The organism is Streptomyces sp. NPDC001222 (assembly GCF_042896945.1).
In the GTDB taxonomy this organism is placed as follows: Bacteria; Actinomycetota; Actinomycetes; order Streptomycetales; family Streptomycetaceae; genus Streptomyces; species Streptomyces gibsoniae.
Map to the genome: position 1 here is coordinate 55,473 of NZ_JBIAXT010000011.1, position 25,443 is coordinate 80,915.

General features: G+C 69.8%; 19 protein-coding genes and 3 pseudogenes. 15 read left to right on the top strand and 7 right to left on the bottom strand.

Annotation, left to right across the window (positions count from 1 at the left end; all coding sequences use genetic code 11):
• Positions 1–586: 586 nt before the first annotated feature.
• The gene (locus ACFY2Z_RS17065) at positions 587–1,831 is read right to left on the bottom strand and encodes a ThuA domain-containing protein (protein ID WP_390744959.1); all 1,245 of its coding nucleotides are present in this window, start codon (positions 1,829–1,831) and stop codon (positions 587–589) included.
• A gap of 578 nt (positions 1,832–2,409) precedes the next feature.
• Here ACFY2Z_RS17065 and ACFY2Z_RS17070 point away from each other — a divergent pair.
• Both ACFY2Z_RS17070 and ACFY2Z_RS17075 read left to right on the top strand, forming a co-directional pair.
• Positions 2,410–2,652 carry a DUF5302 domain-containing protein gene (locus ACFY2Z_RS17070; protein ID WP_390744960.1) on the top strand — a complete coding sequence of 81 codons (243 nt, stop codon included), beginning with the start codon at positions 2,410–2,412 and terminating at the stop codon, positions 2,650–2,652.
• Positions 2,653–4,151: 1,499 nt separating this feature from the next.
• The gene (locus ACFY2Z_RS17075) at positions 4,152–4,592 is read left to right on the top strand and encodes a zinc ribbon domain-containing protein (protein ID WP_390744961.1); all 441 of its coding nucleotides are present in this window, start codon (positions 4,152–4,154) and stop codon (positions 4,590–4,592) included.
• Between the two features lie 113 nt (positions 4,593–4,705).
• Here ACFY2Z_RS17075 and ACFY2Z_RS17080 read toward each other — a convergent pair whose 3' ends face one another.
• Complete coding sequence (locus ACFY2Z_RS17080) at positions 4,706–5,929, bottom strand: PP2C family protein-serine/threonine phosphatase (RefSeq protein ID WP_390744962.1); 1,224 nt, start codon at positions 5,927–5,929, stop codon at positions 4,706–4,708.
• A gap of 318 nt (positions 5,930–6,247) precedes the next feature.
• Positions 6,248–6,727, bottom strand: coding sequence for a hypothetical protein (locus ACFY2Z_RS17085; protein WP_390744963.1), 480 nt, complete (start codon positions 6,725–6,727; stop codon positions 6,248–6,250).
• 85 nt (positions 6,728–6,812) lie between these two features.
• Here ACFY2Z_RS17085 and ACFY2Z_RS17090 point away from each other — a divergent pair, with 85 nt between their 5' ends.
• Positions 6,813–6,890: a hypothetical protein gene (locus ACFY2Z_RS17090; protein ID WP_390745110.1), complete on the top strand. Its 78-nt coding sequence runs from the start codon at positions 6,813–6,815 to the stop codon at positions 6,888–6,890.
• Positions 6,887–7,096 (top strand): hypothetical protein, encoded by a 210-nt coding sequence (locus ACFY2Z_RS17095; protein ID WP_390744964.1) that lies wholly within the window; start codon positions 6,887–6,889, stop codon positions 7,094–7,096. The genes ACFY2Z_RS17090 and ACFY2Z_RS17095 overlap by 4 nt, the downstream gene beginning before the upstream one ends.
• 201 nt (positions 7,097–7,297) lie before the next feature.
• On the opposite strand, the gene ACFY2Z_RS17100 is transcribed toward ACFY2Z_RS17095, so the two are convergent.
• The gene (locus ACFY2Z_RS17100) at positions 7,298–9,115 is read right to left on the bottom strand and encodes an FAD-dependent oxidoreductase (protein ID WP_390744965.1); all 1,818 of its coding nucleotides are present in this window, start codon (positions 9,113–9,115) and stop codon (positions 7,298–7,300) included.
• 87 nt (positions 9,116–9,202) lie between these two features.
• On the opposite strand from ACFY2Z_RS17100, the pseudogene ACFY2Z_RS17105 reads away from it, so the two are divergent.
• Positions 9,203–9,368 (top strand): annotated as a pseudogene (locus ACFY2Z_RS17105) (peptide deformylase); the annotation flags it as partial.
• 16 nt (positions 9,369–9,384) lie between these two features.
• Here ACFY2Z_RS17105 and ACFY2Z_RS17110 read toward each other — a convergent pair.
• From ACFY2Z_RS17110 to ACFY2Z_RS17120, 3 genes are all read right to left on the bottom strand, one after another.
• Positions 9,385–10,629, bottom strand: coding sequence for an SWIM zinc finger family protein (locus tag ACFY2Z_RS17110; RefSeq protein WP_390744966.1), 1,245 nt, complete (start codon positions 10,627–10,629; stop codon positions 9,385–9,387).
• Positions 10,626–13,445, bottom strand: a complete 2,820-nt coding sequence (locus tag ACFY2Z_RS17115) for a DEAD/DEAH box helicase (protein WP_390745111.1) — start codon at positions 13,443–13,445, stop codon at positions 10,626–10,628. Before ACFY2Z_RS17115 ends, ACFY2Z_RS17110 begins: the two co-directional genes overlap by 4 nt.
• A gap of 103 nt (positions 13,446–13,548) precedes the next feature.
• Positions 13,549–15,786, bottom strand: a complete 2,238-nt coding sequence (locus ACFY2Z_RS17120) for a hypothetical protein (RefSeq protein WP_390744967.1) — start codon at positions 15,784–15,786, stop codon at positions 13,549–13,551.
• A gap of 915 nt (positions 15,787–16,701) precedes the next feature.
• Between ACFY2Z_RS17120 and ACFY2Z_RS17125 the strand changes: the two are divergent.
• From ACFY2Z_RS17125 to ACFY2Z_RS17170, 10 genes and pseudogenes are all read left to right on the top strand, one after another.
• Positions 16,702–16,845, top strand: a pseudogene (locus ACFY2Z_RS17125) (IS701 family transposase); the annotation flags it as partial.
• 274 nt (positions 16,846–17,119) lie between these two features.
• Positions 17,120–17,581: a hypothetical protein gene (locus ACFY2Z_RS17130; RefSeq protein ID WP_390745121.1), complete on the top strand. Its 462-nt coding sequence runs from the start codon at positions 17,120–17,122 to the stop codon at positions 17,579–17,581.
• Between the two features lie 456 nt (positions 17,582–18,037).
• Positions 18,038–18,619 carry a transglycosylase SLT domain-containing protein gene (locus ACFY2Z_RS17135; protein WP_390744968.1) on the top strand — a complete coding sequence of 194 codons (582 nt, stop codon included), beginning with the start codon at positions 18,038–18,040 and terminating at the stop codon, positions 18,617–18,619.
• A gap of 291 nt (positions 18,620–18,910) precedes the next feature.
• Positions 18,911–19,666 carry an AAA family ATPase gene (locus ACFY2Z_RS17140; RefSeq protein ID WP_390744969.1) on the top strand — a complete coding sequence of 252 codons (756 nt, stop codon included), beginning with the start codon at positions 18,911–18,913 and terminating at the stop codon, positions 19,664–19,666.
• Between the two features lie 689 nt (positions 19,667–20,355).
• Positions 20,356–20,595 (top strand): hypothetical protein, encoded by a 240-nt coding sequence (locus ACFY2Z_RS17145; RefSeq protein WP_390744970.1) that lies wholly within the window; start codon positions 20,356–20,358, stop codon positions 20,593–20,595.
• Positions 20,595–20,972 (top strand): toxin Doc, encoded by a 378-nt coding sequence (locus tag ACFY2Z_RS17150; protein ID WP_390744971.1) that lies wholly within the window; start codon positions 20,595–20,597, stop codon positions 20,970–20,972. The genes ACFY2Z_RS17145 and ACFY2Z_RS17150 overlap by 1 nt, the downstream gene beginning before the upstream one ends.
• A 1,430-nt stretch (positions 20,973–22,402) precedes the next feature.
• The gene (locus ACFY2Z_RS17155) at positions 22,403–22,726 is read left to right on the top strand and encodes a hypothetical protein (protein ID WP_390744972.1); all 324 of its coding nucleotides are present in this window, start codon (positions 22,403–22,405) and stop codon (positions 22,724–22,726) included.
• Positions 22,719–23,567 carry a class I SAM-dependent methyltransferase gene (locus tag ACFY2Z_RS17160; protein ID WP_390744973.1) on the top strand — a complete coding sequence of 283 codons (849 nt, stop codon included), beginning with the start codon at positions 22,719–22,721 and terminating at the stop codon, positions 23,565–23,567. The genes ACFY2Z_RS17155 and ACFY2Z_RS17160 overlap by 8 nt, the downstream gene beginning before the upstream one ends.
• Positions 23,568–23,773: 206 nt before the next feature.
• Positions 23,774–24,124, top strand: a pseudogene (locus ACFY2Z_RS17165) (DnaB-like helicase C-terminal domain-containing protein); the annotation flags it as partial.
• A gap of 458 nt (positions 24,125–24,582) precedes the next feature.
• Positions 24,583–25,416 (top strand): PIG-L family deacetylase, encoded by an 834-nt coding sequence (locus ACFY2Z_RS17170; protein WP_390744974.1) that lies wholly within the window; start codon positions 24,583–24,585, stop codon positions 25,414–25,416.
• Positions 25,417–25,443 lie beyond the last annotated feature (27 nt).

The window sequence follows — 25,443 nt, forward strand, 5'->3', positions numbered from 1 at the left end:
GCGGTAGGGAGGCGGTCGGCAGGTGAACCGCCGGCTCTGCCGGTCGTCCCAGTCGGCGGGCGTGAAAGCCGTCAGCGTGCGGAGCGCCTTGCCCGTTCCGAGAAGGCATGCAGGCCGTGGCGGGCGGTCAGGTCGTCGGCTGCAAGCCGCCCGCGCGCGGCGTTCGGCGGCGACACCTACTGCTGCCGCGTCCAGTGGGCGAGGCCGTGAGAACTGCGTACCCGCCAAGTGGCCGGTCGACTGCACCAAGGTGTCCAAACGGGCAGCGCCTTAGGCCTGTTCGTACGCCTTCGACGACTCGGCGACGATGCCGCGCAAGGGGTTTGCCACTACCGGCTCGCATTCGGGAGGACCGGATGGCTTTGGCGCGGACAGCCCGACACCCCCGTGCCGCACACTCCTCAGCCCGCCATCATCCGTCATCCACCCAGGCACATCAGGCTCTGGACGCCTCCGGTGCATCCACTCTGCACCTTTCCCCTTTCCCTGACCACAACTGACGACCGAGCGGCGTCGCCGGGGCCCGGCAAGGCTCATCGCCTCGCCGGGGTCCGGCAATACTCATCGCCCGCCGGGCTCCTTGTGCTCAGGAGGGCAGGGTCCAGCTCTGGTTGGCCGCTCCGGTGCAGGACCAGATCTGCAGGCGGGTGCCGTTGGCAGAACTGGGCCCGGTCGCGTCGAGGCACTTGCCCGACTGCGGATTGACCAGGGAGCCGTTCGCGCCGGGCTGCCAGATTTGGGAACCGGTGCCGTTGCAGTCGTACAACTGCACCTTGGTGCCGTTGGCGGTGCCGGCCGAGGTCACGTCCATGCACTTGCCGAGCGCAGTGAGTGTGCCGGCACTGCCCACGGTCCAGCTCTGCGCGGCCGTGCCGTTGCAGTCGTAGAGCTGGACGGCCGTGCCGTTGGCCGTGCCCGCGCCCGCGACGTCCACGCACTTGCCGCCGTAGCCGTGAATCGGGCCCTTGGAGTTCGAGGGTGGGGTCACCGGACCGGACTGCCCCGCCGCCCACTTGATCTCCTGCAGGAGCAGCTGGTTCTGCTGGGCGCTCGCGAACGTGGAGGACAGGGTGGTGTTGGTCGAGTAGTCCATCGCGTTGTGGCCGAAGTTGTTGTAGACCATCCGATAGTGCCGGTTTGACCACACGATCGGGTAATAGCCGCTGTACCACGTCTGGTTGGGGTCGGTGCCAACGGGGAAGGTGGACGGGTCCAGCGAGGCCAGGACGTCGATGTCCGGGTTCTGCCGCAGGTCGTTCTGCCAGCTGTACCATTCGCTGACCGACGACGTGATGGTGGCGGACAGACCCGCGGTCGCCGGGTGGCCGGCATCCTCGATCCGCAGCGTCTCGGAGGTCGGCCCCCAGGAGTTGCTCTGGAACGTCCCGGTGCCGAGAAACGTGTTGTGGTACCAGGGCCAGTCGCTCGTGTCGGCGTTGTACGCCGAGACATGGAAGCCGATGAAGCCGCCGCCGTTGGTGACGTACGTCTGGAAGGCGGACTGCTGTGCGGCGGTGTGCGGGTAGTTGTCGAGGAACATGACGACCTGGTAGTTGGCCAGGTTCGCGGTGTTGAGCTGGTTCCAGTCGGTGGTCGCGGTGTAGGTGAAACCGTTCTGTGCACCGGCTTGTGGGAACCACGCGTTGGCCTCGTGGTCGAAGCTGATGTGCGCCGCGTCGTAGGTGCCGTCGTAGAAAGCGATCACCTTGAAGGGAGTGGCGGCGTGGGCGCTGTACGCGGGTCCTGTCTGGACGCCGAGGAGCACGGCGAACAGGGCAAACAGCCTCAACAGGCTAAGAGGGAAGCGGACTTGTGTACGGGAGGGCATCATGCGGGGACCTTCCTGGTGCGCGACCGTGGGGAGCCGTGCTGTGGTGTGCCGCAGTGCTGAGGTGCTGGGAGAGTACATGCCAACTCTGGTCTAGGCCAAGCCGTCCGTCGCCCACGCGTACGGCACGTGCCCGCCGATCTGAGGACCGACGGCGGGCATGGATGTCGCGCTCGTGCGGCAGCAGCTCGACTCTCCTCCGGTTGATCCACCGTCCCTTTCTGCGTAATGCCGCGGTGATCCTCGGGGCACCATGTGCGCGGCTTGTGGGCGATCGCGATGCCGACGCTGGGGGAGAACCAGGGGGTGAGGCGGTCCGGTGGTGCGGGCTGACGACGATCAGGTGAGCGTCGAAGCCCTGGGCGGCCTCCTGAACGGCTTGCGCCGCATCGGACACCTGGCCGATCAGTAGCTCACCGTCCGCCTGAACACCGGCCTGCCGCTTCGCTCACGCTCCTGGGCTGACCGTTGTGCTCCTCGGTGCGCCGGACAGCCACGCGTCGCCGGACGTGTGCGCCTGCCCCGCGGGGCGCCTGGCATGACAAGCTGTGCTTCCCACTGCCCGAACCCAGGAGGTCACCATGACCGCAGAGTCTCCATCGCAAGAAGGTTCGGAGTCGGCTGACGCCGAAAGTCCTGCACTGGCACCCGACGAAGAGGGCCAGTATGACCTGAAGGGCAAGTTCCGGGAGGCCCTGGCGCGCAAGCGCGGCCTGCAGGCGGAGGCCGCCGCCCGCGCGGCGAACACCGATGCGTCGAAGGTCCGCAGCGCGCACGGCCCGGCTGCGAGCCAGCGCTCGTTCCGACGAAAGAGCGGCGGCTGAGGTTGAACCGGCCGATGGATGGGACCCGGCAGGGCATGACCCGGCCGCCGTGCCGGTGATGTTGCGCGGGGTCCGCCCGGTGACGGAGGCGACTGTCTCCTTGGGTTCCTCCCGCGTCAGCGGGAGGAACCGGCCTATCGCCACAGGCGTTCACATTCAAGGCGTCTCCGTGTAACGCCCCGCGACGCCACCGGGTTCGCAAGCAGGCTCGCAGCCTGAGTAGGCCATGTCGAACGAGGGGCGGCACGGCAAGGGTGCCGTATCCCGACGTCTGATGGTGGCGACACCCCCGCATTCTCACCGGTGCTCTGGGCCACTCGCTTCGGTACTGTCGGCGCTGTCCCACAGACGACCTGAACCGCGTCACCTCCGTTTACGGGGAAGCGCTTTGGGCTCACGTGGTGACGGCTCCTGCCCCGTCCGGCGCGGCCGCAGCATTTCCCGGTCGCGCCGGACGACCGAAGGGGGTACACACTGGAGGCGTGCGCAGATGCGTGCCGCTCTCAACTTTGAAGGATTACTCGTTGGACCTGGAAGTGCCCTCATCGCGTCGCCCCGGCCGCATCTGGACGATTCGGATGACCGGTCACAGTGACCGCACCGCGTCCGTGACCTGCTCGTCCTCGTGCAGCATGCCGTCCCGCTCGCGGGACGTGGCGGCGTTGCGCCGTTTCGCTGAAGCCCACGCCACCGCTCACGCCCGCGCGGCCAGCGTGCGACCGGACGCCGCCTGCGCCTGCCGGCAGCAGCAGTGCACCGCCCACGAAGACACCCAGGTCCCCTGCGCCGGCAATGTCGTCCTGGTACTGCGTCACAATCCGGCGGTCGGACAGCTGTGGACCTTGTCCGAGGTCTGCGCTTGCTGCGCGTCGCTCATGACGCACGCCCGGATCGTCGGCCATGCTGCTCCAGGCGCGGCCTCGGCGCAGAAAGACCTGCGAGAGCCTGGGCAAGCGCAGTCGTCCGTCGTGAGGTCCGTGGTTCCTGGCGGGTTCAGCGCGCCGTCGGCGTTCGGATCCGTCGACGCGCCGGACGCCGGGCTCAAGCGCCGCGGCCCCGGCGGAAACCGCCGGCGTCGTCATGGACGGGGCGGGGCTACACAGCGCTGACGCAGTAGATGCGTCCGCGGGACACGCCCTGCGATGGTCCTCAAGCGTCCTGCAGCACACGCTGACCGGAGCCACGGGTGGCGGCGGGCCGCGCTTGTCTGACGTCTGTGGCGGGTCCCGGGCCGTGAGGTCAGTGAGTGGATGCTGCTACAGGTCCGTTCGTCGTAGCCACAAGAGAACGGGGCCACCCGCCCCGCCACCCTGGCCACACCCCAGGACCCGGGACCGACCCCTCTCGCACCCGACCCTCTCCCGGAGCGAGATCGGCAACAGGGCACCGCCTCATCCGCTACAACCATGCGGTGTACGTGGAAGACCTCCCGGTGTCGGCCTCGGCTGCACCGGGCTCGCCAAGTCCGTGCAGGACGCGGGACGGTCCGCGTGCGTCGCATGCTGGAGTACGAGGGGGTCAGGCACGGCCGCACCTTCGCCAAGGTGGACCCTGCTTTCCCGTCCTCTCAGGTCTGCTCGCCCTGCGGACTCCGGGACGGCCCCGAGTCCCTCCACGTCCGGAAGTGGATGTGCGGGGAGCGCGGCACCGTGCACGACCGCGACCACATCCCCTTCGAGGGACGCCGGATCGTCGCCGCCGGACGGGTGGAGACGCGAAACGCCTGTGGAGCGCTGGTAAGACGGGCACACGTGCCTGCTCAGCGCGGTGAGGCAGTAAGCCCCCGGAAGGGTCAGACGCCCCAGGCCGGAGTCTCCGGACTTCAGGCCAGGGAGCACGTCAATTGCGCGGACTGCCCGGGCACACGGCTTCGGGGTGACACACAGCACCAGTGTGAAAGGCGGCGTATGCGCATCAGGGCGGAGCTGGCGAGGCGCTGACCTGCGCGTTCCTGGAACGATTGCCGACGTTCTCCCTCGCTCCCCGCCACTCGCCATCCGATCGGGCACGCAGGGGGTACGGTGACGTACGGCGTGAGTTTCGTCGCTCAAAGTTAAAGGCGGATGACGATCAAGGCTATGTCGTCGCTGGCGCCGTCGGCGACGCCGAGGCGGGCCAGCAGGGAGTCGGCCAGCTGGTCAGGGGCGAGGGTGGTGTCCTGGGCCAGGGCTTTGGTCAGGTGGGCCAGGCCGGTATAGATGTCCTCGTCGCGGCGCTCGATGAGCCCGTCGGTGTAGAGCACGAGCGTGTCACCCCGGGTGTAGGACATGCTGGCCTGGGGGCGGGGGACATGATGCGGGCGGGCGCCGAGCGGCGGATCGGTGGCCTGGTCCAGCAGGTGGCAGGTCCCGTCGCGGTGGAGCAGGACGGGCGGTGGGTGCCCGGCGCTGCTGTAGATGATCAGTCTGGTGCGGGGGTCGATGAGTACCTTTACCGCAGTTGCGGCCGTCGCGCCTTCGATGGAGCGGGCGTACAGACCGAGGATCTCCAGGGCCTGGGCGGGGCTTGGGAGGGCCCGGATGGCTGCGCTCAGGGCGCTGCGGAGCATGCCCATGACGGCCGCGGCGTGCAGGCCATGGCCGACGACGTCTCCGACGGCCACCGAGTAGAGGTCGGGTGGCAGGTCGACGATGTCGTACCAGTCGCCGCACACGTTGAGTGAGGTGGTCGCGGGCAGGTACCGCACGGCAATGTTTTCGAATCGCAGCAGGTCAGGGTCGTCGAGCATGGCTTCCTGCAAGGTGACGGCGACCTGGCGTTCGCGGGCGTGGGCTTGGCGCAGTTCCTGGTTCAGCCGCTGTAGCTCGCGCGCTCTCACATAGAGCTCGGCGGCTATGCCTTTCTCGCGCGCAGTGAGCTGACGCGCCCTGGGCGAGTGGACGAAGGCGGTGACGTCGTCGGCCCGTTGGATGATCCACTTCACGCTGCCGTCCGGCCCGGGGATCGGGGTGTGGATTACCGACCACCACCGCTCCTCGAACTTGTCCGGCCGGTCGGGGACGGACATGTCGTACCGCTGCAGCGCCGCGCTGTCCGCCTTCCCGGTTTCCAGGACCTTCAGCAATGATGCCTTCAGGTACTCTGCGTCCTCCTCGGGGGCGTCGGGGTTTCCTGGTAGGGCGTCGAAGAAGTACTTCCCGATGAGCGCTTCCCTGGTTCGCCCGGTGATCTCCAGGCATGCCGGGTTGACGTAGCGGATCACCAGGTCCTTGTCCAGCACCAGATACGGGCTCGGCGCGGCGTCACTGAAGGCTGTGAAATCGATGTCTAGTGACATATGCGCTCTCCAGGGTCCGCGAGCGCGACCCCCTCGAATTTCAGTCTATGGTCGATCCAGGGTCGGGGCTCCTCGCCGACTGCATCCGGTACCTGAGCTGCGCGGCTGGAATCCGGCATGGGCGTCCGTCGGCAGCCGGCGATGTGTGCCGTCCAATGCCACGGTGCGCAGCCCGCCCCAGAGGGCTCGCTCTCGAACGACGACGTTGCCTGCTTCGGGTGAGATGGACGGTCGTGGGCGCGGGGGTGTGGTCCTTGCCGGCCGCCGCCGCGTCGGGCCGCTGGTGTGCCCAGACGAGAAGCGCCGCAGTCGCGACCGCTACGACGGCGTGTAACCGAGCATGATCCGCTCGCGCGCCGGGTGCACCGCCCGTGGGGTCGGGTCGGAGGTCTCGACGACATCGCTGCGGCTGAACGTGAGCCACAGAACCGTAGCGAGGATCGCGGCCAGGAAGATCACGCTGGTCACCGCGGCACCAAGGCCCAGTCCGCCATCGCCGGTGGTCGAGCCGAGCCAGTCGCCGAGATCGGCGCCGAGCGGGCGAGTGAGGATGTGGGCCAGCCAGAAGGAGAGCACCGCGTCGGCGCCGAGGCGCCATGCGAAGACGATCGAGACGATCACCCCGGGCGCGAACAGCACGGAGACACCAGGGGTCTGGCCGGTCAGATCCAGGGTCCAGTCGCCGGTCGCGGTGCCGAGAGCGCAAGTGACCAGGACCGCGAGCCAGTAGAGCAGTTCACGGACACGGGTGGTGCTGCTGCTGGCTGTGTTCTGGTTGTGGCGGTGAACCGAGGGCACCCTGTCGATTCACACCATCGACTCCCTCCGCGGTGAGGCGTTCTACTGGGCGACCGTCGTCGCCACCTTCGCTCTGGGCACGGCGCTGGGCGACTTCACCGCGTTCACCCCGCACCTGGGCTACTTCACCTCCGCGGCCGTTTTCGCGGTGCTGATCTCGTGATCACCCGTCCCCTCGGCGCGTCGATCGCCGACGGCCTGGGCAAGCCTCGCTCCGTCGGAGGCCTCTGCCTCGGCGACGGGCCCGTGACTCTGGTCCTGCTTGCCCTGATCGTCCTGGTGGTCGCCTACCTGAGGGTGACCAAAGCGGACGTCCGGCGTGTGCACGGGCCCGCCGCCGCACCGGAACCGGCTGCCGCGCGCGTGTAGCGGGCAGGTCGGGGGCAGCGATGACTGGCCGCACAGCCGTCCGCCACACCCTCGACCTTCTCCGGTGTCCGGTGCCCTGGTACACACCGCGAAGCTGACGCACGGGGAGAGGGCGCGGGGGAGAGAACCCACCGAAGCGCGGAGGTCCTCGCATGGTCGATTCGATCCCGCCGCTCTCGCCGGGGCAGCGGCCCTTCCGGCTCACCCCAGGTCGAAGGTGTTGGGCAGACCCAGCCGGTAGCGCACCTCGTCGATCCGCTTGAGGGGCTCCATCTCCGGCGGCCGATACAGCTCCCACACACGGCACCGCTCGGCGTTCGAACGGTCCGCGTCGAGCAGGGCGTTGACGGCTCGCCGTGCGGACTCGTTGGCGCCTTCCATGGTCGCGAGGTCGACGTCGGTGCGGACATAGTCGCCCGCGAGGAAGAAGTTCGGGATCGCCGTCCGCGCCGAGGGACGGTGATAGAGCGTGCCCGTGGGGTGGATGAGGAGCTGTTCGCGGTTGTGCGGGTCAGGGCCGCCCAGGCCCGTCACCGCCGGGTCCATGAACCAGCCGAGGCGGTCCTCGTCCCTGAGCGTGGTCTTGCCCGCGTCGTTCAGCCCGTCCTTCAACTGCGCCCACAGCTCGGCGACGATCTCGTCCCTGGTGCACTCCTTGGCCGTCTTGCCGTACAGGATGCCGGGCTTGTCCCACTCCGAGATGATCGCGGAGAGGCAGTCGTGGGCCCGCCCGTCGCCGTAGTCGCGGTGGAAGTCCCGTACGTCCCAGAACTGCGCCTGGCCGACGGCTGTCACCGACCAGGGTGAGTCGAGGCAGTTGATGTGGCCGTGCACGACGGGTGTGGGCGTGCGCAGGTAGAACATCACGCCGGTCATCCAGTCCGTCTTGAGCGCGTCGCACCGGCCGAGTTGTGGGTCGGCGGCGCGCAGGGCCCTGCCCCAGGTGGCGCGGGCGTGCTCGACGGGCATTGCGGAGACGTAGTGGTCGGCGGTCACCGTGCGCTCGTGGCCGCCGTCGCGGGCCCCGACGCGGACGCCGGCCACCCGCCCGCCCTCGTACCCGACCTCCAGTACCTGCGTGCCGGTTACGAAGTCGACGCCGAGCGAGCGTAGATGCGCCTCCCAGGGGTCGATCCAGGCCTCGCTGGTGGGAGCGTTCAGGACGCGGTCGATGTCGGCGTCGCCGTCCATCCCGCGGCCGAGCAGGCCCCACAGGATCAGGGCCTCGATGATGACGCGGCCGACGGTCCTGGTCGACGCCACCTCGGCGCGGGTGGCGACGAGGTTGCGGGTCTGCCCGATGCCGAGGAGTGTCTGGTACTCCCTGCTCATCTCCCCGGCACGGATGAAGTCCCACCAGGCGACCTTCTCCCACTGGCCCTCGCGGCGTGCGTCGCAACTGGTGAGGTGGACAAGGAGACGGTCGGCGAAGTAGGCGACCTCGTCGGCGGGCAGGCGGGTGCCCACATCCAGGGCGGACAGGATCTGGTCGCGGATCCAGGACGCGGTGATGTCGCCGGGCGCCGGCGGGGTCGTGATCCGGCGCAGCGGGAAGTGCAGGTCGGGGCGGCCCGTGCTGCGGGCGAACAGTTCCTCGGTGGCATTGCGGAGGTTGCCGTGGACGCCGTCGGCGTTGCCGGGGAAGGGGATGCGGCGCATCGTGTCGGGCAGGTTCCGGTAGAAGCCGGGGAAGAAGCGGAAGCCGTGCTCGCCGGGCAGGGGCTTGCGGCCGCCGGCGCCCGTGCCGGGGACGTCCATCGAGCGGGCCTTGCCGCCGAGGGTGTCGTGGTACTCGTAGACGGTGACGGCGTAGCCGCGTTCGGCGAGTTCGTGGGCGGCGCTGAGCCCGGAGACGCCGCCGCCGAGGACGGCGACGCGCCGGCGGGAGGGCGTGGCCGCGGCTGCCCGCGCTCCGGGCCGTAACGCGGTCGCGCCGACCGCGCCGCCGGCGGCCGTGAGGAACCGTCTGCGGGAATGTCCGGCGGTGGGCTGGGGCTGCTGCGCGTGTTCTGTTGCCATGATTCCGGGAGGGTAGGGAGGGTTCCGGGGGCCCGGAAGCCTGTTGCCCGTCCTCCACGACATCCTCACCGTCAGGGCGAAACAGTCATGCCACGCGTGTCTGTGCAAGGAGGCCTGGCCGACTCGCACTCCGCGGCCCGCGCCCGAGGCCCGGCGCGGCTCGGTGCGACGGATCACCGAGGTCGGCGAAGAGGTCCTGTACGAGCTGTGCCCCCGGGACGTGACCGAGTTGGGGCCCGGCCTCTCAGGCCTCGGGTCTGTCGTACGTGTCACCTCTCGGTCTGTTGCCAGACGGAGGTGAGCGCCGTGACGGGGTCGAAATCGGCCGGCGCTGCCGGCCACCAGTCGCCGTCGTCGTGCTGGAGGTAGGGGTACCAGCGGGTGTCGGGGCCCAGGCGCAGCTGGATGCGGTGGTCGGTGAGGGTGAGGCGGTTGCGCCAGGCCCTGAGGGCGACCGGGGTGGGGGTCATTTCGGTGAGCGCCTCGGTCAGGGCGGCGCGGGCGGCTGTCATCGCCGTCGGGTCGGGGGCGTGGGGGTGTTCGGCGACGGTGATGCCGGTTGGGCCGCCATACCGCCAGGCGCGGGTGAGGCGGGCGAACGCGGTCGGTTTGGCACCGGTGTTCTGGATGAGGCCGTGGAACCACTCGGGGCTGCAGTTGCTCGCGGCGATCCGTGCCGCGTCCTCGTACTGGGACAGGTGCAGGCTGGTGGTGTCGCCCGTGAGCAGCCGGGCGGCGCGTGCGGCGGTGTCCGCCATGAGGCGTTCGAGGTCCGTTTCCGACAGGCCGGTGCCGCGTGGTGGGGCGACGGACAGTGCGGCGGTGTGGGGGGCCGGGGTGGGGAGTTCGGGAAGGGGCGGAGTGTGTTCGGCCAGGGCGGCCCAGGCTGCGTAGGCGTCGGCGGCCGGGAGGCCTGCTGGGGTCGGTGGGGCGGAGGTCGCCTGGGCGGCTGTACGGCGTGTGCGCAGCTGGGCGAGGACCTCCTCCCGTCCCCGGCCGCGCAGGGCGAACACTGCGAAGGGGTCGGTGTCGATGGTGGAGGCGATGGCGTAGCAGAGCGCGGCGGCGTGTTTGCAGGGGTAGCCCCAGTCGGGGCAGGAGCATTCGGGGTCGAGCTCGGTGGGCTGCGGGAGCAGGGGGACGCTGGCGTGGCGGGCGTCGTCCACGAGTTCGGCGGGCATCTCGCCGTCGAGGAGTGCGGCGAGATGCCCGGCCCGGGCCGCGACGGTGTCGAGGAGGGTGTCCCACTGGGCGTCGGTGAGAACGGGCAGGTGGACCGCGGAGCGGTAGGGGCGGGGCATGCTGCCCTGGACGGCGGCTTTGATCAGGCCGGGGGCGATGGTGACAGGGCCGACCATGCCCTGGCGGGCGTAGGTGCGTCCGCGGGACAGGCGCCCCGAGTCCAGGGTGGAGTCCTCCAGGGCCGTCACCCATGCCTGGCCCCACCAGGTCGCGGCGAAAGCACGCCTGCCGCGGGTGGGCGCGCGGCGCGGGCCGGGGACCGAGGAGCTCATGACTGCCTCCCCAGGGCGACGAGTTCGTCGAGATCGTCGTCGGACAGTTCGGTGAGAGCGGCCTCCCCGGAGCCGACCACGGCGTCGGCGAGCGCGCGCTTGGATTCGAGGAGCTTCGCCACCTTGTCCTCCACGGTTCCCTCGGCGAGGAGTTTGTGGATCTGGACGGGTTTGTCCTGGCCGATGCGGTAGGCGCGGTCGGTGGCCTGGTCCTCGACGGCCGGGTTCCACCAGCGGTCGTAGTGCACGACGTGGGTGGCGCGGGTGAGGTTGAGGCCGGTGCCTGCGGCTTTGAGGGAGAGCAGGAACACCGGCACCTCGCCGCGCTGGAAGCGATCGACCATCTCCTCGCGCGCGGTGACGGGGGTGCCGCCGTGCAGGAAGAGGGTGGGGACGCCTCGTTGCGCGAGGTGCTTCTCCAGCAGGGTCGCCATCTGTTTGTACTGGGTGAAGACCAGCACCGACTCGCCTTCGGCGGTGATGGTGTCGATCAGTTCGTCGAGCAGGTCGAGCTTGCCGGATCGGCCTTGCAACGGTGTGGATTGGCGCAGGTACTGGGCGGGGTGGTTGCAGATCTGCTTCAGCGCGGTGAGGAGCTTCAGGATCAGGCCGCGTCGGGCGATGCCCTCGGCTTCTGCGATCTTCGCCATGGTTTCGCGGACCACCGCCTCGTACAGGGTTGCCTGCTCAGCCGTCAGGGGAACGACACGGTCGGTCTCGGTCTTGGCGGGCAGTTCGGGGGCGATGCCCGGATCGGACTTCCTGCGGCGCAGCAGGAACGGGCGGACGAGCCGGGACAGCCGTTCGGCGACCTCCGGGTCTTCGCCGGACTCGATCGCGCGCGCATGGCGCTCGCGGAAGGCGGTGAGCGGTCCGAGGAGTCCGGGGGTGGTCCAGTCGAGTAGCGCCCACAGTTCGGAGAGGTTGTTCTCCACGGGGGTGCCGGTGAGAGCGACGCGGGCGCGGGCGGGCAGGGCGCGCAGCTCGCGGGCGGTGACGGCGTAGGGGTTCTTGACGTGCTGGGCCTCGTCGGCGGCGATCAGCGACCAGGCGTTCTCGGCGAGGGCGTCCCGGTCGCGGCGCAGCACTCCGTAGGTGACCAGCACGATCTCGTCCATGGCCAGGTCCTTCAGGTGGCGGTCGCCGCCGTGGTAGCGGCGCACCGGCGTGGCCGGCGCGAACCGGGCCGCCTCGCGTTGCCAGTTGCCGAGCAGTGAGGCGGGGCAGACGACGAGCGTGGGGCCCGCGGTGGCGGGGTCGGTCTGGCGGTGGAGGTGCAGAGCGAGCAGGGTGACGGTCTTGCCCAGGCCCATGTCGTCGGCGAGACAACCGCCGAGACCGAGCTCGCACATCTCGGCCAGCCAGGCCAGGCCCCGCTTCTGGTAGTCGCGCAGCGTGGCCTTCAGTGCGGCGGGCTGGGCGGCGGGGGTGCGGGATTCGGGGTCGCGGATACGGGCGACGAGGTCGCCGAGCGCCCCCACCGCCGCACAGTGAAGAGTTTCCCCGTCCCGCTCCACCTCGCCGGTCAGCGCGGCGCCCAGTGCCTCCATGGGAGTGAGCGGCTCCATCCGGCGGCGCTTTGCGCGGGCCACCAGCTTGGGGTCGGCGACCACCCATTGGTCGCGCAGCCGGACGAGGGGGCGGCGCGCCTCGGCGAGGGCGTCCATCTCGGCCTCGGTGAGCGGGTCGCCGCCCAGCGAGAGTTGCCAGCGGAAGTCGAGGAGGCTGTCGGCGTCGAGCATGCCGCCCGCGCTGGAGCCAGGCGCGGTGCGTTGCCCGATCTCCGCGGTCGCGGTGAGTGCCTTGACCAGCTCGCGCGGCCAGTGCACGTCGACACCGGCAGCGCGCAGTGTGTCGGTGGCGTCGCCCAGCAGGTCGAGGGCCTCGTCGTCGGTCAGCCGCAGCTGGTCCGGAGCCGCATCCTTCAGCAGCCGGTCGAGTGGGGGCCAGACGCGGGCTCCGCGGCGCAGGGCGAGCAGTGTCTCGGTCTCGGCGCGCGGGCCGAGCAACCGCTCCACTTCGGCCGGTTCGCTCCACAGCCGTGCGGCCTCCACGACGAGGGCCGGATCCGCCGCGGCGTGCAACTGCAGTACGGCCCGGAACTGCCGACGCCGCTCCGCGGGTACGTCCACCCGCAGCGAGATCCTGACGTCGGCGGTGAACGCGTCGGCGGTCTCCTCGGCCCACTCGCGCAGGTCGGGCACGGGACGCGTCTCGCGCCAGGCGTACGGCAGGGCTCCCATGGCGAGCGGAGCGGCGGGGGTGCGGACCAGTTCGTCGGCCACCGCGTCGCAGAACCGGCGTACCAGCGCGGCCGGTTCCGCAATCCGCAGCGGGGCCGGACCCGGTTGCGGCAGGCAGTGGGCGTGGGGCGGGAAGGCAGCGGCGAGGGCATCCAGCGTCTGCCGCTGGACAGCGGTGAACGGGCCCGCCTGCCAGGTGTCGTAGCCGGCGGGGGTGAGGGCCGGGTGGAGACGGCCGTCGGCGAGCAGCCGGAGCGCGAAGCGGGCGGCGGCCTGCCAGGCGGCGGCGGACGGGTTCGGTGGCTGTGCCCCGGCCAGGGCGGCAACGGCGAGGGCGACGGGCAGCGCGTAACCCTCAGCCTTGCGCCGTCTGACCCAGCGGCCGTGCGGCAGCGCCAGCTCCACCGCCTTGGTCAAGACGCCCGCAGGCACCATGCCGTCCGCGGCTGCTGCCCCGTCGGGCTGCCATAGCAGCAGCCGGCCGAGGCGGGCAGGCTCGCCGGGCAGGAACACCGCCGCCCAGCCGTCGTTGAGCAGACTCCGCGCCCAGGCAGCCGACTCCGGTACGGCCAATGGCGGCACGCTTCCCGTGCCCTGCTCCCGTACGAGGACTCGTGCCACTCTTTCGCCTTACTGTCGTCCAGACGGTCTTCACCGCGCCTTTGTCCACCTGCTGTCACCAGCGGGAGTGGGCCTTGTTCGCCGCGGTACGCATGCGTTTGGCCAGCCGCTTGTCGACGCCCCGCAGGCCCTCACCCAGTTCGGCGAGCACGTGGGCGGTGGCTGGGTGTTCCACTCGCCACAGCTCGTCCACCTGCTGTTCGAGCGCCTCTGGCGCGGTGTTCCAGGTCTTCAGGAAGCCCCGGGTCAGCCCCTCGCTCTCCTGAGCACCGGCGAGGATGGACAGTCCGTCGATGAGTAGCCACAGGCCGGCCTCATCCGTCTGCGCCGGGTCCACACGTGCTTCTGCCCCAAGGCGTGCGACCAGGGTCGTGGTGGCCACTTGGCGGCACCCCTCGACGTCGGAGGCTGCTGCTTTGCGCAGCACGCACAGTGCCCGGGGGTCATCGAGGTCGGCCAGCACCAGTTGGGCGACGGCGCGTTTCGCTGCTGCCTCGGGGCCGTCTCCCGCGCATGCGTCGAGCAGCCCTACCGCGGCATCCGCCGCCGAGCGGTGTCCCAGCCACCCTTGGACCTCCCGGCGCATTTCCTCGGGGGAGTAGCCCAGGAGCCCCTGGAGCAGAGCGTCGGCGTCCGCTTCGGCCAACTCACCGAGCAGGGGCGCGGGCACACCGCACTCCATCAGGTAGGCGCGGAGCCCGTAGCGGCCGAGTGGGGTGAGCCGCATGCGGTGGCCGCGCCTGTCGTCCCACGACTGCTCCGACCCCGCCGACGAGGTTCCCGAACCGACGCCCGGCTCCTGTCCGCCCATGGCGTTCAGGAGCGTGTGCAGCGTCTCCTCGGCCGAACCGTCGCCGGGCTCGTACTCCACCGCGCCCAGCAGGGCGAGCTCTTCCCCGAGCCACTGGAAGGACGCCGCGAACAGCGCCTGGAAGAGATCGAACTCCGGCCCGTCCTCGCCGATCTCACGGGCCTTCGCACGCAGGTCGTCGACATCCACCCAGGCGTCGTCCGGGGCGTCGTACAGCAGGCCGACCAGTCCGTCGGCGATCTCGGCCGTCAGCTCGCCGAGCTCACCGTGCCACCCGTTCGGCACTCCCGTCTCACCGATCTCCTCCAGCAGATCACCGATCGTGGCGGCCCAGAACTCCAGAAGGTCCTCACCGGTGAAGTCGGTTGCCGCGCCACCCCACGCGCGGCCCCCGGTGATCTTGATCATCCCGCCGTCCACGGCGAGCCACCACGGATCGTCGAGAACGGCCACGTCCTTGGCGCTGCGCAGGGATTTCAACGTACGAGCCCGCGCGACGGCATCGGCATACGGAGAGTCGTCGCCGGCCAGCTTCCACAGCTGGAGCTCCTCGACGGCCTCACGGGCGAGCGCGGGCCGCAGCACCCGGCCGGCGGTGACCTGGCGTCCCTCGCGGCACCAGATGGCGAGCCGCAGCGCCGCGTCGAAGAGCGGAACACCGTGCACGGCGGCGACAAGGTCGTCCTGCGGAGCCAGGGTCACCGGGCGCAGCACAGGCACATCCTCGTCCGGTCCGTCGGCTCCGCCATCGACCGGATCGCGCGTCCCGCACTGCCCGCAGGCACACAACGCCACGTCCTCGGCGGTCAGCCGACCGACACCGCCGCGCCCGGCCCGATCACCGGTCGGCGGCTTCGCTCCACCGGACACCGTGTCCGGCGTCAACTGGGCCAGCCGCGTGGTAATCCCGTCCCGGTCGAAGGCCGCCGGGTCGTAACCGGCTGCCCGCAGCTCGGCGACAAGCTCGCCGTACGGGCCATGCCCGGCCCCGTCCGGGGGGTCGAGGAACTCCAGCACCTCGGCCAGCCCCCACACGCCGCCGATGTCCTCGGCGGGTACATCGGCGCGACGCCCGCCGACGCAGCGCACCGCCCGCTCCGCGCCGACCGGGCGCGGCAGTGTCTTCTCGAGCGTGATCCCGTGCTCCCAGTCGTCGCCGAAGTCGTAGACGTAGCGCAGCCGTGCTCCCTCCTCGTCCAGCACGTCGCCGACCGCGGTGGCGTCCTCGTCCCCGACCTCGCGGCCGAAGCCGAGATCGATGCCGGTGAGCCGGGCCGCATCGCCGTACCCTCGGTCGAACTCGTCGGTGAAAAGGTGCAGATGGCCACCGTGCCATCCGAAGGCGACCTGGATGGCGTCGTGCAGCGTCCCGAGCGAGGTGTCGGACGGCAGCACGAGGCGCCGCCACAGGGGCGGTCTCGTGCCGCGCAGCACGATCTTCAGCTGGAGATCGGACGGGGCCGTCTTCCCGTCTCGCCGCATCGTTTGCTCCACCGCACCGGGGTCACTCGAACGGCCCCATCATGGCGCTGTCGGTGTGCCCAGCTCAAACCCGGTTGTGGCGGCCACCGTCCTTCTGGACACACAGGGCCTCGCGCCGCCCGCAGTCGTTATCCTGTGTCCTCGCAACCTTCCGCGGGCAGCGCAGGCGCCCCTACCAGCCACCGTTGTCACAGCCCGCGACATGTGCAGACGCAGCGCGTTGCCGGGTTTCGTAGCCCTTCTGGGGGCTGAGCCGCGTGAGTGAGGGCTCCTGGGGCTGGTTGGTCTCGTCGGCAGCCTGCGGCTGGAAGCCCCGAGCATGGGCCTGCCCAGCCGGCGCATTGAGGTCGCTCCGGGCAGCCGTTCTTGCGGGCAGGGACGGCCGGTTGATGGGTGGTCAGGGCGAGTGTCGGGGCGCTGCGGGCAGAGGAGCGACCACCATGATCGTGAGCGTTTGTAACGACGATCAAGGACCAGGAGGCCGCGGAGGCCGCGATAGCCGAGCGTGAGTGGACGGACGCGGTGGGGGCGGCGATGGCCGCGGTGCCGGACTGCTTCACCCGGCGTGAACCCCGCCTGTCGGCAGGGCAGATGTGCGAGGTGATGCTGATGGAGCCGGACACCCGCAACTGCTGGACGCTCGCCGAGGCCCTGAGCCACTCCGGTCCGCACCGCCAGCAGCACTACCTCGCCCGCGCGCGCGTCGACATGACCTGGCCCGCGAACGCCTCACTGAGTGGATCACGAGTGAACTCGCCGATGACCAGGCCGTGCTGGTGGCGTATGAGACAGGCGACGAGAAGTCCTCCACCGATGCCGTCGGAGCGGCCCACCAGTACGCCGGGGCCCTGAGCGGAGTGGACCCTATGTCAGGTCGCCGTCCACCTCACCTATGCCTTTCGGCTCGGCCACGCGATGATCGACCGGGAGCCGTACCTGCCCGCCGCCTGGGCCGCCGGCGAAGAGCGGCGCCTGCTCACCCAGGTCCCCGGCGAACGGGAGTTCGCCACCAAGCCTCAGCTGGCCGCCGGCACGCTCGAGCGCGCCCGCGCCCTGGGCATCCACGCCCGCTGGATGGCCGCCGACGAGGTGTACGACGGAAGTGAACTGCGCGGTGGCCGCCCGCCGCCTGGGCTTCGACTACGCCGTAGCCGTCAGGACCGATCACCGAGTGACCACCGCCGCCGGCGCCTTCACCTCCGCCGGACTCGCCCGGCGGGTTCCCAAGAATGCCCGGGCACGCATGCGCACCGGCACGGGCTCAAGGGCGACCGCCACTACGACTGGGCCCTGCTCGACGTGCCCGCCGACGACACCCCCGCCGGACACGCAGTTGGGCACTCCCACCTGGTCATCCGCCGTCGCCGCTACACCGGGGACGCTCCCCCTACCGCTGTCATTCCGCCGCTCCGTCGCCCTGGCCACACCGGTCGACGTGATCTGCTGCCGCTGGGCGATCGAAGAGGACTTCCAGCTCGGCAAAAGTGCCTGCGGCCTCGACCAGGGCCAGACCGCCTGCTGGAACTCCTGGATGCGCTGGACCTTCATCAGCATGTCCGACGCCGCCGTCCTCGCCGTCACCCGCTTGCGCGCCACCGCCCAGACCACCCACGGCCGACTCGTCCCGGTCAGCGCCCGCGAACCGCGCCGCCTGCGGCGGGCCACCGTGCTGCCCTCGCCCCGCCGCGACCGCGGTCACCTGCTGCACCGGTCCGCCTGGCGCCGCGAACACCAGTACAGCGCGGCCGAAGCACACCGCCGCTGGAACAACGTCACCGCCGCCGCTGCGGCGTGACACGGCCGGCACGATCACGAACTACAGCTGCCGTGTTTGTGCTGCCCGGGATGCCCAGGGGTGAGTGTTGGGTCGGCACTGGCCGGTGGTGGTTGCGGCGTGGGGGTTCCCTGGGAGAGCGCTTCACGAGGGGTTTGCGTTCGCGACTCAGTGTGACATCTCTTCGCTCCTGGTGTGAGGGCCCGCACAGGGTGCAGGTCACATACGAAGGTGCTTAGGGCAGGGTGCGGTGTCCGTGAGCGGGCAGATGTCACGGTTTACCCCATCTTGCCCCGGCCGTTGCGACTACCCGGGATAGTACGTCACACCTTTGCCAGAGGTTTTTGCGGTCGCTAAGAATTGCTTTCGTTGCTCGGCGCCGCGGTCCTCGGATCACGGCGTTTGTTGCTGGAAACACCAGTCCGCCGAAGGCATCCGGGCGATATTCCGCGCTCTACGAAGAGGTCCCTTTAGTCAATGCTCAAGAACACCACCATTCGTGCCCGTGCTCGTGCTCTGACCAAGACCCAGAAACTCACGACCGCCGGTGTGGCCGCCTTCGGCTGCTGCGCGATGGTGCTGAGCGCCGCTCCCAGCCAGGCGCAGACCCCTGCCCACGACGCTCCCGCCGCCGCCTCGGCCGCCCGGGTGCACAAGGCCGTGCAGCACGAGGCGCCGCAGACCGCCGGCCGGTCCGCCGCGCGCCCGCAGGTACGGCAGAGCACTGCCAAGGCCTCCGGCAGCAACCTCGACGGCTGGATCCGCCAGTCCCTTGCGATCATGAAGCAGAACGGTATCCCGGGCTCCTACAGCGGCATCTACCGCAACGTGATGCGTGAGTCCTCGGGCAACCCGATGGCCATCAACAAGTGGGACGTCAACGCGGTCAACGGCATCCCCTCCAAGGGCCTGCTGCAGGTGATCGACCCGACCTTCCGCGCCTACCACGTGCCCGGCACCTCGTGGAACATCTACGACCCGGTCGCGAACATCACCGCCGCGTGCAACTACGCCGGGCACCGCTACGGTTCGATGGACAACGTCAACAGCGCGTACTGAGGCAGGCGCGGGCCTCTTCACACTCGTGACCACCAAGGGCGGCACCCGCAAGGGTGCCGCCCTTGGACGTCGCACGGGCAGGGCCCACCCGAGCACGAGCCCCGGCGACCGGACAGCACAAGGACACCTCAAGGACACCTCAAGGGACGGCGTCCGGCACGGCCTTGAGCCCGTGCCGAAGCCACCACCACCGAAACCTGCCTGCCCTGTCGATGTCAGTGCCCGGATCTATGGTCAGGACATGACTGCGACAGATGCCGCTGCACCGGACCGGACCGGGAGGGGCGGCCGATGACCCGCCGCAGCCAGGGCTTCGTCCGGCATGTCCAGCTCGACTCGTGCGTGGACACTGACCGCTATCCCTTCAGCCTGCCGGTCGTCACCCACCTCGCCGGCATGGACCGGCTCGATCTCGACCCCGCAGTGACGTTCGTGGTCGGCGACAACGGCTCGGGCAAGTCCACCTTGATCGAGGCGCTGGCCACGGCCGCCGGCTTCAACGCCGAGGGCGGCTCGCGGTCCTTCCGGTTCGCCAGCCGGGCTTCCCAGTCCGATCTGGGCGATCACCTGACATTGTGCTGGAACCGCAGACCCCGCACGGGATTCTTCCTGCGCGCGGAGAGTTTCTACAACGTGGCCACCGAGATCGAGCGGCTCGACGAAGGCTCGGGGGAACTGCTGCGCGCCTACGGCGGCCGGTCCCCGCACGAACGCTCCCACGGCCAGTCGTTCCTGGACCTGGCACACCACCGTTTCGGCCCGAACGGTCTGTACATACTGGACGAACCGGAGGCAGCCCTGTCGGTGCAGGGATGCCTGGCGATGATGGTCCGGATCCGGGAGCTTCTCCAGCAAGGGTGCCAGTTCGTGGTGGCCACGCATTCGCCGATCCTGCTGGCCATGCCCGGCGCACGGATCCTGCAGATCGAGACCGGCGGCACCATCGAACAGGTGGCATACGAACAGGCCGAGCCTGTCGCCTTGACCCGCGCGTTCGTCAACCACCCTGACCGCTTCCTGAACCGCATGTTCGCCGAGGACGCATAGGCCGGTTCGACGGCGCCTGCCTGCCGAAGTGGGCAACAAACGCCTCCGGTTGAGACCTGCACAACCACCCTCTGCGCCGAGCCGGAGGGTGCCGCTCAGTCTCTGCTCATGGGTGAGGCCGATGCCGACTCGGTAAGCCGGTTGCCCGGTGGTCAGGGCGCGTGCCGCGGTGATGTCCAGCTCGTCCGGCCGTCCGGTGGCGCTGCGCGCGGTACCGGTTCGGCGGTGAGGCTTTCACCGTTCTCCTGACCCACGTGGGTGGACCACCCGCGCTGCGCGGGTCTTCTCGCTCTCCCGTCAGCCGTGCAGCAGCGGACGGCTCCGGGAGCCGTCGGAGAGCGCAGCTCCAGGCTCACGACGCTCTCTCAGCAGATGGGGGACCATCCCCGCATGCGCGGGGAGCACGTCGTCCGTCTGCCGTTTGGTCATCGGCGGCTTGGACCATCTCCGCATGCGCGGGGAGCACCGCCCTTGCCTCTCCAGCGGAGAGCACCCCGCGTCCTGCTGGACAGACCCTGCTGCGGTGGAGGATCCCCTCCTGGACGTGGGAAGCAGCAAACGTCAAGGGCGGCCCGTCGCGACCACGTGCGGATGTGCGCCCGTGCTGTGACGACTCCGGTGGCCGGCCCACCGCGAGATCACCGGAAAGATGCTCGCATGGTAGGCACCTAGTAGGTACCATCGACCGTATGCCATCCCTGAACGTTTCTTTCACCGACGAAGAGCTCGAGGGCGTACGGGCCGCGGCCGCTGCCGAGGGCAAGAGCCTCAAGCAGTACCTCCACGACCTTGGCGTCCGCGAGATGCAGCGCAAGCAGTTCATCGCCGGCGCCACCGGATGGGCAGACCGGCTGCGCGAGGAGTTCGACGAGGCCTTCCCCGACGAGGTGCCCCCCACCCAGCGCGGCAACGGAGCCGCTGCCGCCTGATGCACCTCTACATCGACGTCTCCTGGCTTCTCGACGTTCAGGAGGCTGCACTCGGGCACGACGACCTCACGGTCTTGGACTATTCCGCCCTGGTCGCCGCCGTCGCCCGCCACAAGACCCGGCTTCCCACCCTCGCCGCCGCCGACCCGGACACCGCCTGGCGCGCGGCCGCCCTGATGCACACCATCGTGCGACTGGAGCCCCTCCCGCACCGCACCAGCCTGTACGCGGCGTTCATCGCCGCCCAGTACATGGACCAGTCCGGCGAAGGCATCGATCCCCCCTACGGTGCCCTCTCCGACCTGGTCCGCAAGATCCGCGACACCCGCATCAGCGTGCAGGACGTCGCCGAACAATTGCGGAGCTGGAAGCTATAGCGTCCCGCCCGCATGGCGGAGCCATGGCTTGATGGGACAGACAGTCGCTCGGAAATGTCGAGGGGGACCATCCCCGCACGCGCGGGGAGCACCCCGTCCTGTGCCCCGAGTGCGCCTCCCCAGCGGGACCATCCCCTCGCCCGCGGGGATGCCCCAACTCGAAGACCGGCTTGCGCTGCTCCTCGACCGGGGCCCACCCCGAGCTGCTGGTCTGTTGCTGCTCGTACCAACCGCCGTACTGCTGCCACCACTGGGACGTTTTCCGGCGGAACATTTTCCTGACCTAGAACCTGGCCTCCTGCCGCTCACTGTCGGATAGCCAGTCACCAGCCGCTTCCACCACTTCGGTGTCTCCTGCGGCTTGGAGCGCTTGCGCTTGGGGCGCCGCGGCAGGGGGAGGGGGTTGAGTACGATCCGGCCCGATCCGGCGGCGAGGAGGTGGTCCTGCTGGCGGACGAAGGCACAGGCCGTGGCCAGGACCCGCTGTTCGGAGGCGCTGGCACCGCGCCGGGTGAGTGTCGTGGCGGTCTGCAGCTGGGCGCGGACGTCCCAGGCCCGCTTCTCGGTGACTGCCTTGGCGAGGTCGGTGAAGGCCCGCTGCTGGTAGGCCTCATGGCCGGTCAGCCATGCCCGGGCCTCCTCAAGTGCCTGTTCTGCTTCGGTGCGGGCTTGCGGCGTCCAGGCTTTCGAGAAGGGGCCGCTGTCGGCGCAGAGGCGCCGTACGTGTTCGACGGTTCCGGCGCGCTGGGCTGCCTCCAGTCCGCGGATGAACCGGGTGACGTTCCCAGGCAAAGATCCCGAGAGGCGCCGCCTCGGTCGGTGCAGAGCTCGTGGCGGAGGGGCGCCTTCGCAGGATCTCGGTAGCGGCTGGGGTGATCAGACTGTCATCGGTCCAGGAACAGTCGGCGAGGGGGACCCACTCGGTGGGGCGGGCCAGGCTCTGGGTGCCGATCCAGACCCGGCGGCGGACGCCGTCGCTCTCGCACCGCACCCGGTACACGTGCGGGCAGCGGGAGAGCACGCCCGGGTCCGACGCCACTCCGGAGCCCAGGACGGGGATGCGGCCGCCTTCCCAGTCGGGCGGCACCGAGCCGTCCATGTGGACACGCAAGGCGATGCCGCCATCGAGGTCCACGTCCAGCAGCGCCCGATCGGCGGCGGGAAGGCGAATCGGCCGGCCCGGCCGTGCTCCAGCAGCGCCTGGGACATCGCCGCACCTCTATCTGCCGAGGATGCCCCGGGCTTCAGCCCGGGGAGGGACCGGCTCTTCAGCACTCGGCCGTGCAGCGTCCGGGATCTGTGCATATACGCGGGCGCGCAGCGGCATGCATTGCCTGCGGACGTGATTGCCGTCGACGGCCCGGAGAGCAGGCTGTCAACTGCCGCCCAGGACGGGCCGCGTTGTCGGTTCGAGAGGTTAGCGTTTGCGTGTGAAGATGGTCGTGCAGGCCAAGTTGCTGCCGAGTGCCGAAGAGGCGCTGCGGCTGCCGGCGACGCTGCACACGTGCAACAAGGGCGCGGACCTGGCCTCCCGTGTTGCTTTCGACAAGCGGGAGTTCTCAAAGCTCGGCCTGCAGAAACTCTTTCCTGGCAGCCCGGGTACGGGTGGCGCCCGTGGATTTGCTCACCACCACGGCGGTGCGCTGCCCCCCGGCGGGCAGGGTGTTGGAAAGCGGCCGCAAATTACGCGCATGAACCTGGATCCACTCATCAGGCCCCTTGGAATCGATCCTCTAGGCTGGCGCGGTGACTGATGAGCAGGAGCGGGTGCAGCCGTCGGGAGTGTGGGCCACGGCTGTGGGGGTGGCCAGGGTACGGGCGCTGGAGACCGAGCGGGAGAGCGCGCTGTTCCGCGACCCACTGGCACAGGCCTTCGCCACCGCCGGCGGCCTATGGCCCTCCTCGCCGCCGCCCGGTGACGAGGCCGCGCGACGCCGCCGACTGGCCGTGTCGTACTCCATCGTCATCAGGACGAAGTTCCTCGACGATCTGTTGCAGCAGGCCTCCGCGTCCGGGGTCCGGCAGGTCGTGCTGCTCGGTGCCGGCATGGACAGCCGGGCCTTCCGGATGGACTGGCCCGAGGGCACCCGGCTGTTCGAGGTCGACACCGCCGCGCCACTGGACTTCAAAGCTTCTGTGCTGCGCCAGGAGCGGGCCGTCGCACGCTGCGAGCGGATCACCGTCGCGGTGGATCTGCGTGAGGACTGGCCAGGCGCGCTGGCCGCCGCAGGGCATGACCCGGCCGTGCCGACCGTGTGGATCGCCGAAGGACTGCTGATCTATCTGCCCGAGGACGCGGTGGAGCTGCTGCTGGCCCGGATCAGCGCGCAGTCGGCGACAGGCAGTCGGATGGGGCTGACCTTGGGCTCGCGCGGCGTGATCGAGCGCTTCGGCGCGGACGCCGTGCCGGGATCGGCGGCATCCATGTGGGTTTCGGAGATGCCCGACGACCCGGTGGATTGGCTGGCCGGGCACGGCTGGGCGGCCAGCAGCCACACCCTGCGCGAGCGCGCTGCCGCCTACGGCCGCCCGATCAGCACCCCGCCGCAGCGCGAGGAGCGGCCCGGCGGACTGATCTCGGCGGTCCGCCGGTAGAGCGCCTCCCGGTTCCCTGGATGATCGACCGTGAAGCTGCCGGGGGACGGTGTCGTAGGCCTCGGTCGGCACACCGGAAGGGCCGGGTGAGCACACCTGTCCTACTCCCCGCACCCGCGGGGATGGTCCCCAGGCGGTCTCTTCGGCGAGCCAGGCGGAGCCTCTGCTCATTGTCGTTGACGCCCGGCACCTGCCTCAACTACGCCACCCGCCAGCTCGGCTCGCGCTACGAGGAAATCTCCGGAATCTCCCGCTGCCTGAAGCTCTTGGTCAAGGAACTCGAGATCCCGGTCATCGCCGTCTCCACCCTCAACCGCGGAGCCGAACGGCGCTTCGACAAGAAGCCCATGCTCAGCGACCTGCGCGACTCCGGTGCCGTGGAGGACGACACGGACGTCGTCATCCTCATCCACTGCGACGACGCATAAGACCGAGAATCTCCCGGAGCCGGCGAAGCCGACCTGATCGTGGCCAAACACCGGAACGGCCCCACCGCAACCATCACGGTCGCCTTTCAGGGGTACTACTCCCGCTTCGTCGACATGGCCCAGATGTAGCAGACGTCTTTGCAGGGTCTCAAATTTCGTATCGGAATCTCATGGCCGGTGCCGGATGGAAGTCGGATCCGACATGGCGCAGAGACATGCGGGTCGCACCTGTACCTCGTTCGCAAGGCGGGCGCCCTGCGCCGCCGGAAGTACGTGGTGTCCCGGCTCGGCGTCTGGTACTTTGCGCTCGCTCACCGCCATGTCAGGCATCCCGTCATCGGCCTGGAGCTCACCCTCTGATCCCGGTGCCCCGGACCGCCCTGCGGCCCGAGGTGTCGAGGTGTTCGGTGCGCGCCGGGAACAGCCGGTCCGGCCGGCAGTGTTGCATCGACCGAGGGACCGGCGCCGCACGGGCGGGGAACACGGAGACCACAGGGTCGTCGCCCCGACAGGATCCGAGCCCTCAGGATCGCGGTACGCCCGCCGCGCACTCGGACCGAGACGTATTTCTGCAGGAGGACTGTTTCATGATTGACCGGCCCTTGACGCTCATGGCTGTGCACGCCCACCCCGACGACGAGGCCACCGGAACCGGAGGGGTCCTCGCGCGTTACGCGGCGGAGGGCATCCGTACGGTTCTCGTGACGTGTACCGATGGCGGTTGCGGTGATGGACCGGGAGGTGTCAAGCCGGGCGATCCCGGGCACGATTCGGCGGCCGTCGCTTTGATGCGCCGTCAAGAACTCGAGGCGAGCTGTGACGTCCTGAAGGTCAGCGATCTGGAGATGCTGGGCTATGCCGACTCCGGGATGATGGGCTGGCCGAGCAACGACGCCCCCGGATCCTTCTGGCGGACCCCCGTGGATGAAGGCGCCGCCCGACTTGCGGAACTTATGCGGCACTACCGTCCCGATGTGGTCGTCACCTATGACGAGAACGGCTTCTACGGTCACCCCGACCACATCCAGGCCCACCGCATCACGATGGCGGCGCTGGAGATGACCGCGCTGACACCGAAGGTGTACTGGACGACGATGCCCCGCTCGATGATGCAGCGGTTCGGTGAGATCGTGCGCGAGTTTCATGACGACATGCCGGAGCCGGATCCTGCCGAGGCCGCCGCGATGGCCGAGATCGGCCTCCCCGACGAGGAGGTCACCACGTGGGTGGACACCACCGCGTTCAGCGGTCAGAAGTTCGACGCGCTGGCCGCGCACGCCAGTCAGGGCGAGAACATCTTCTTCCTCAAGATGGGCAAGGAGAGGTTCGGCGAATTGATGGGCATGGAGACCTTCGTACGTGTCCAGGACGCCACCGGCGCGGCCGTACCCGAGAACGATCTCTTCGCCGGACTGCGCTGATCCGTCTGTCAGACCGGGGCCCGGGAG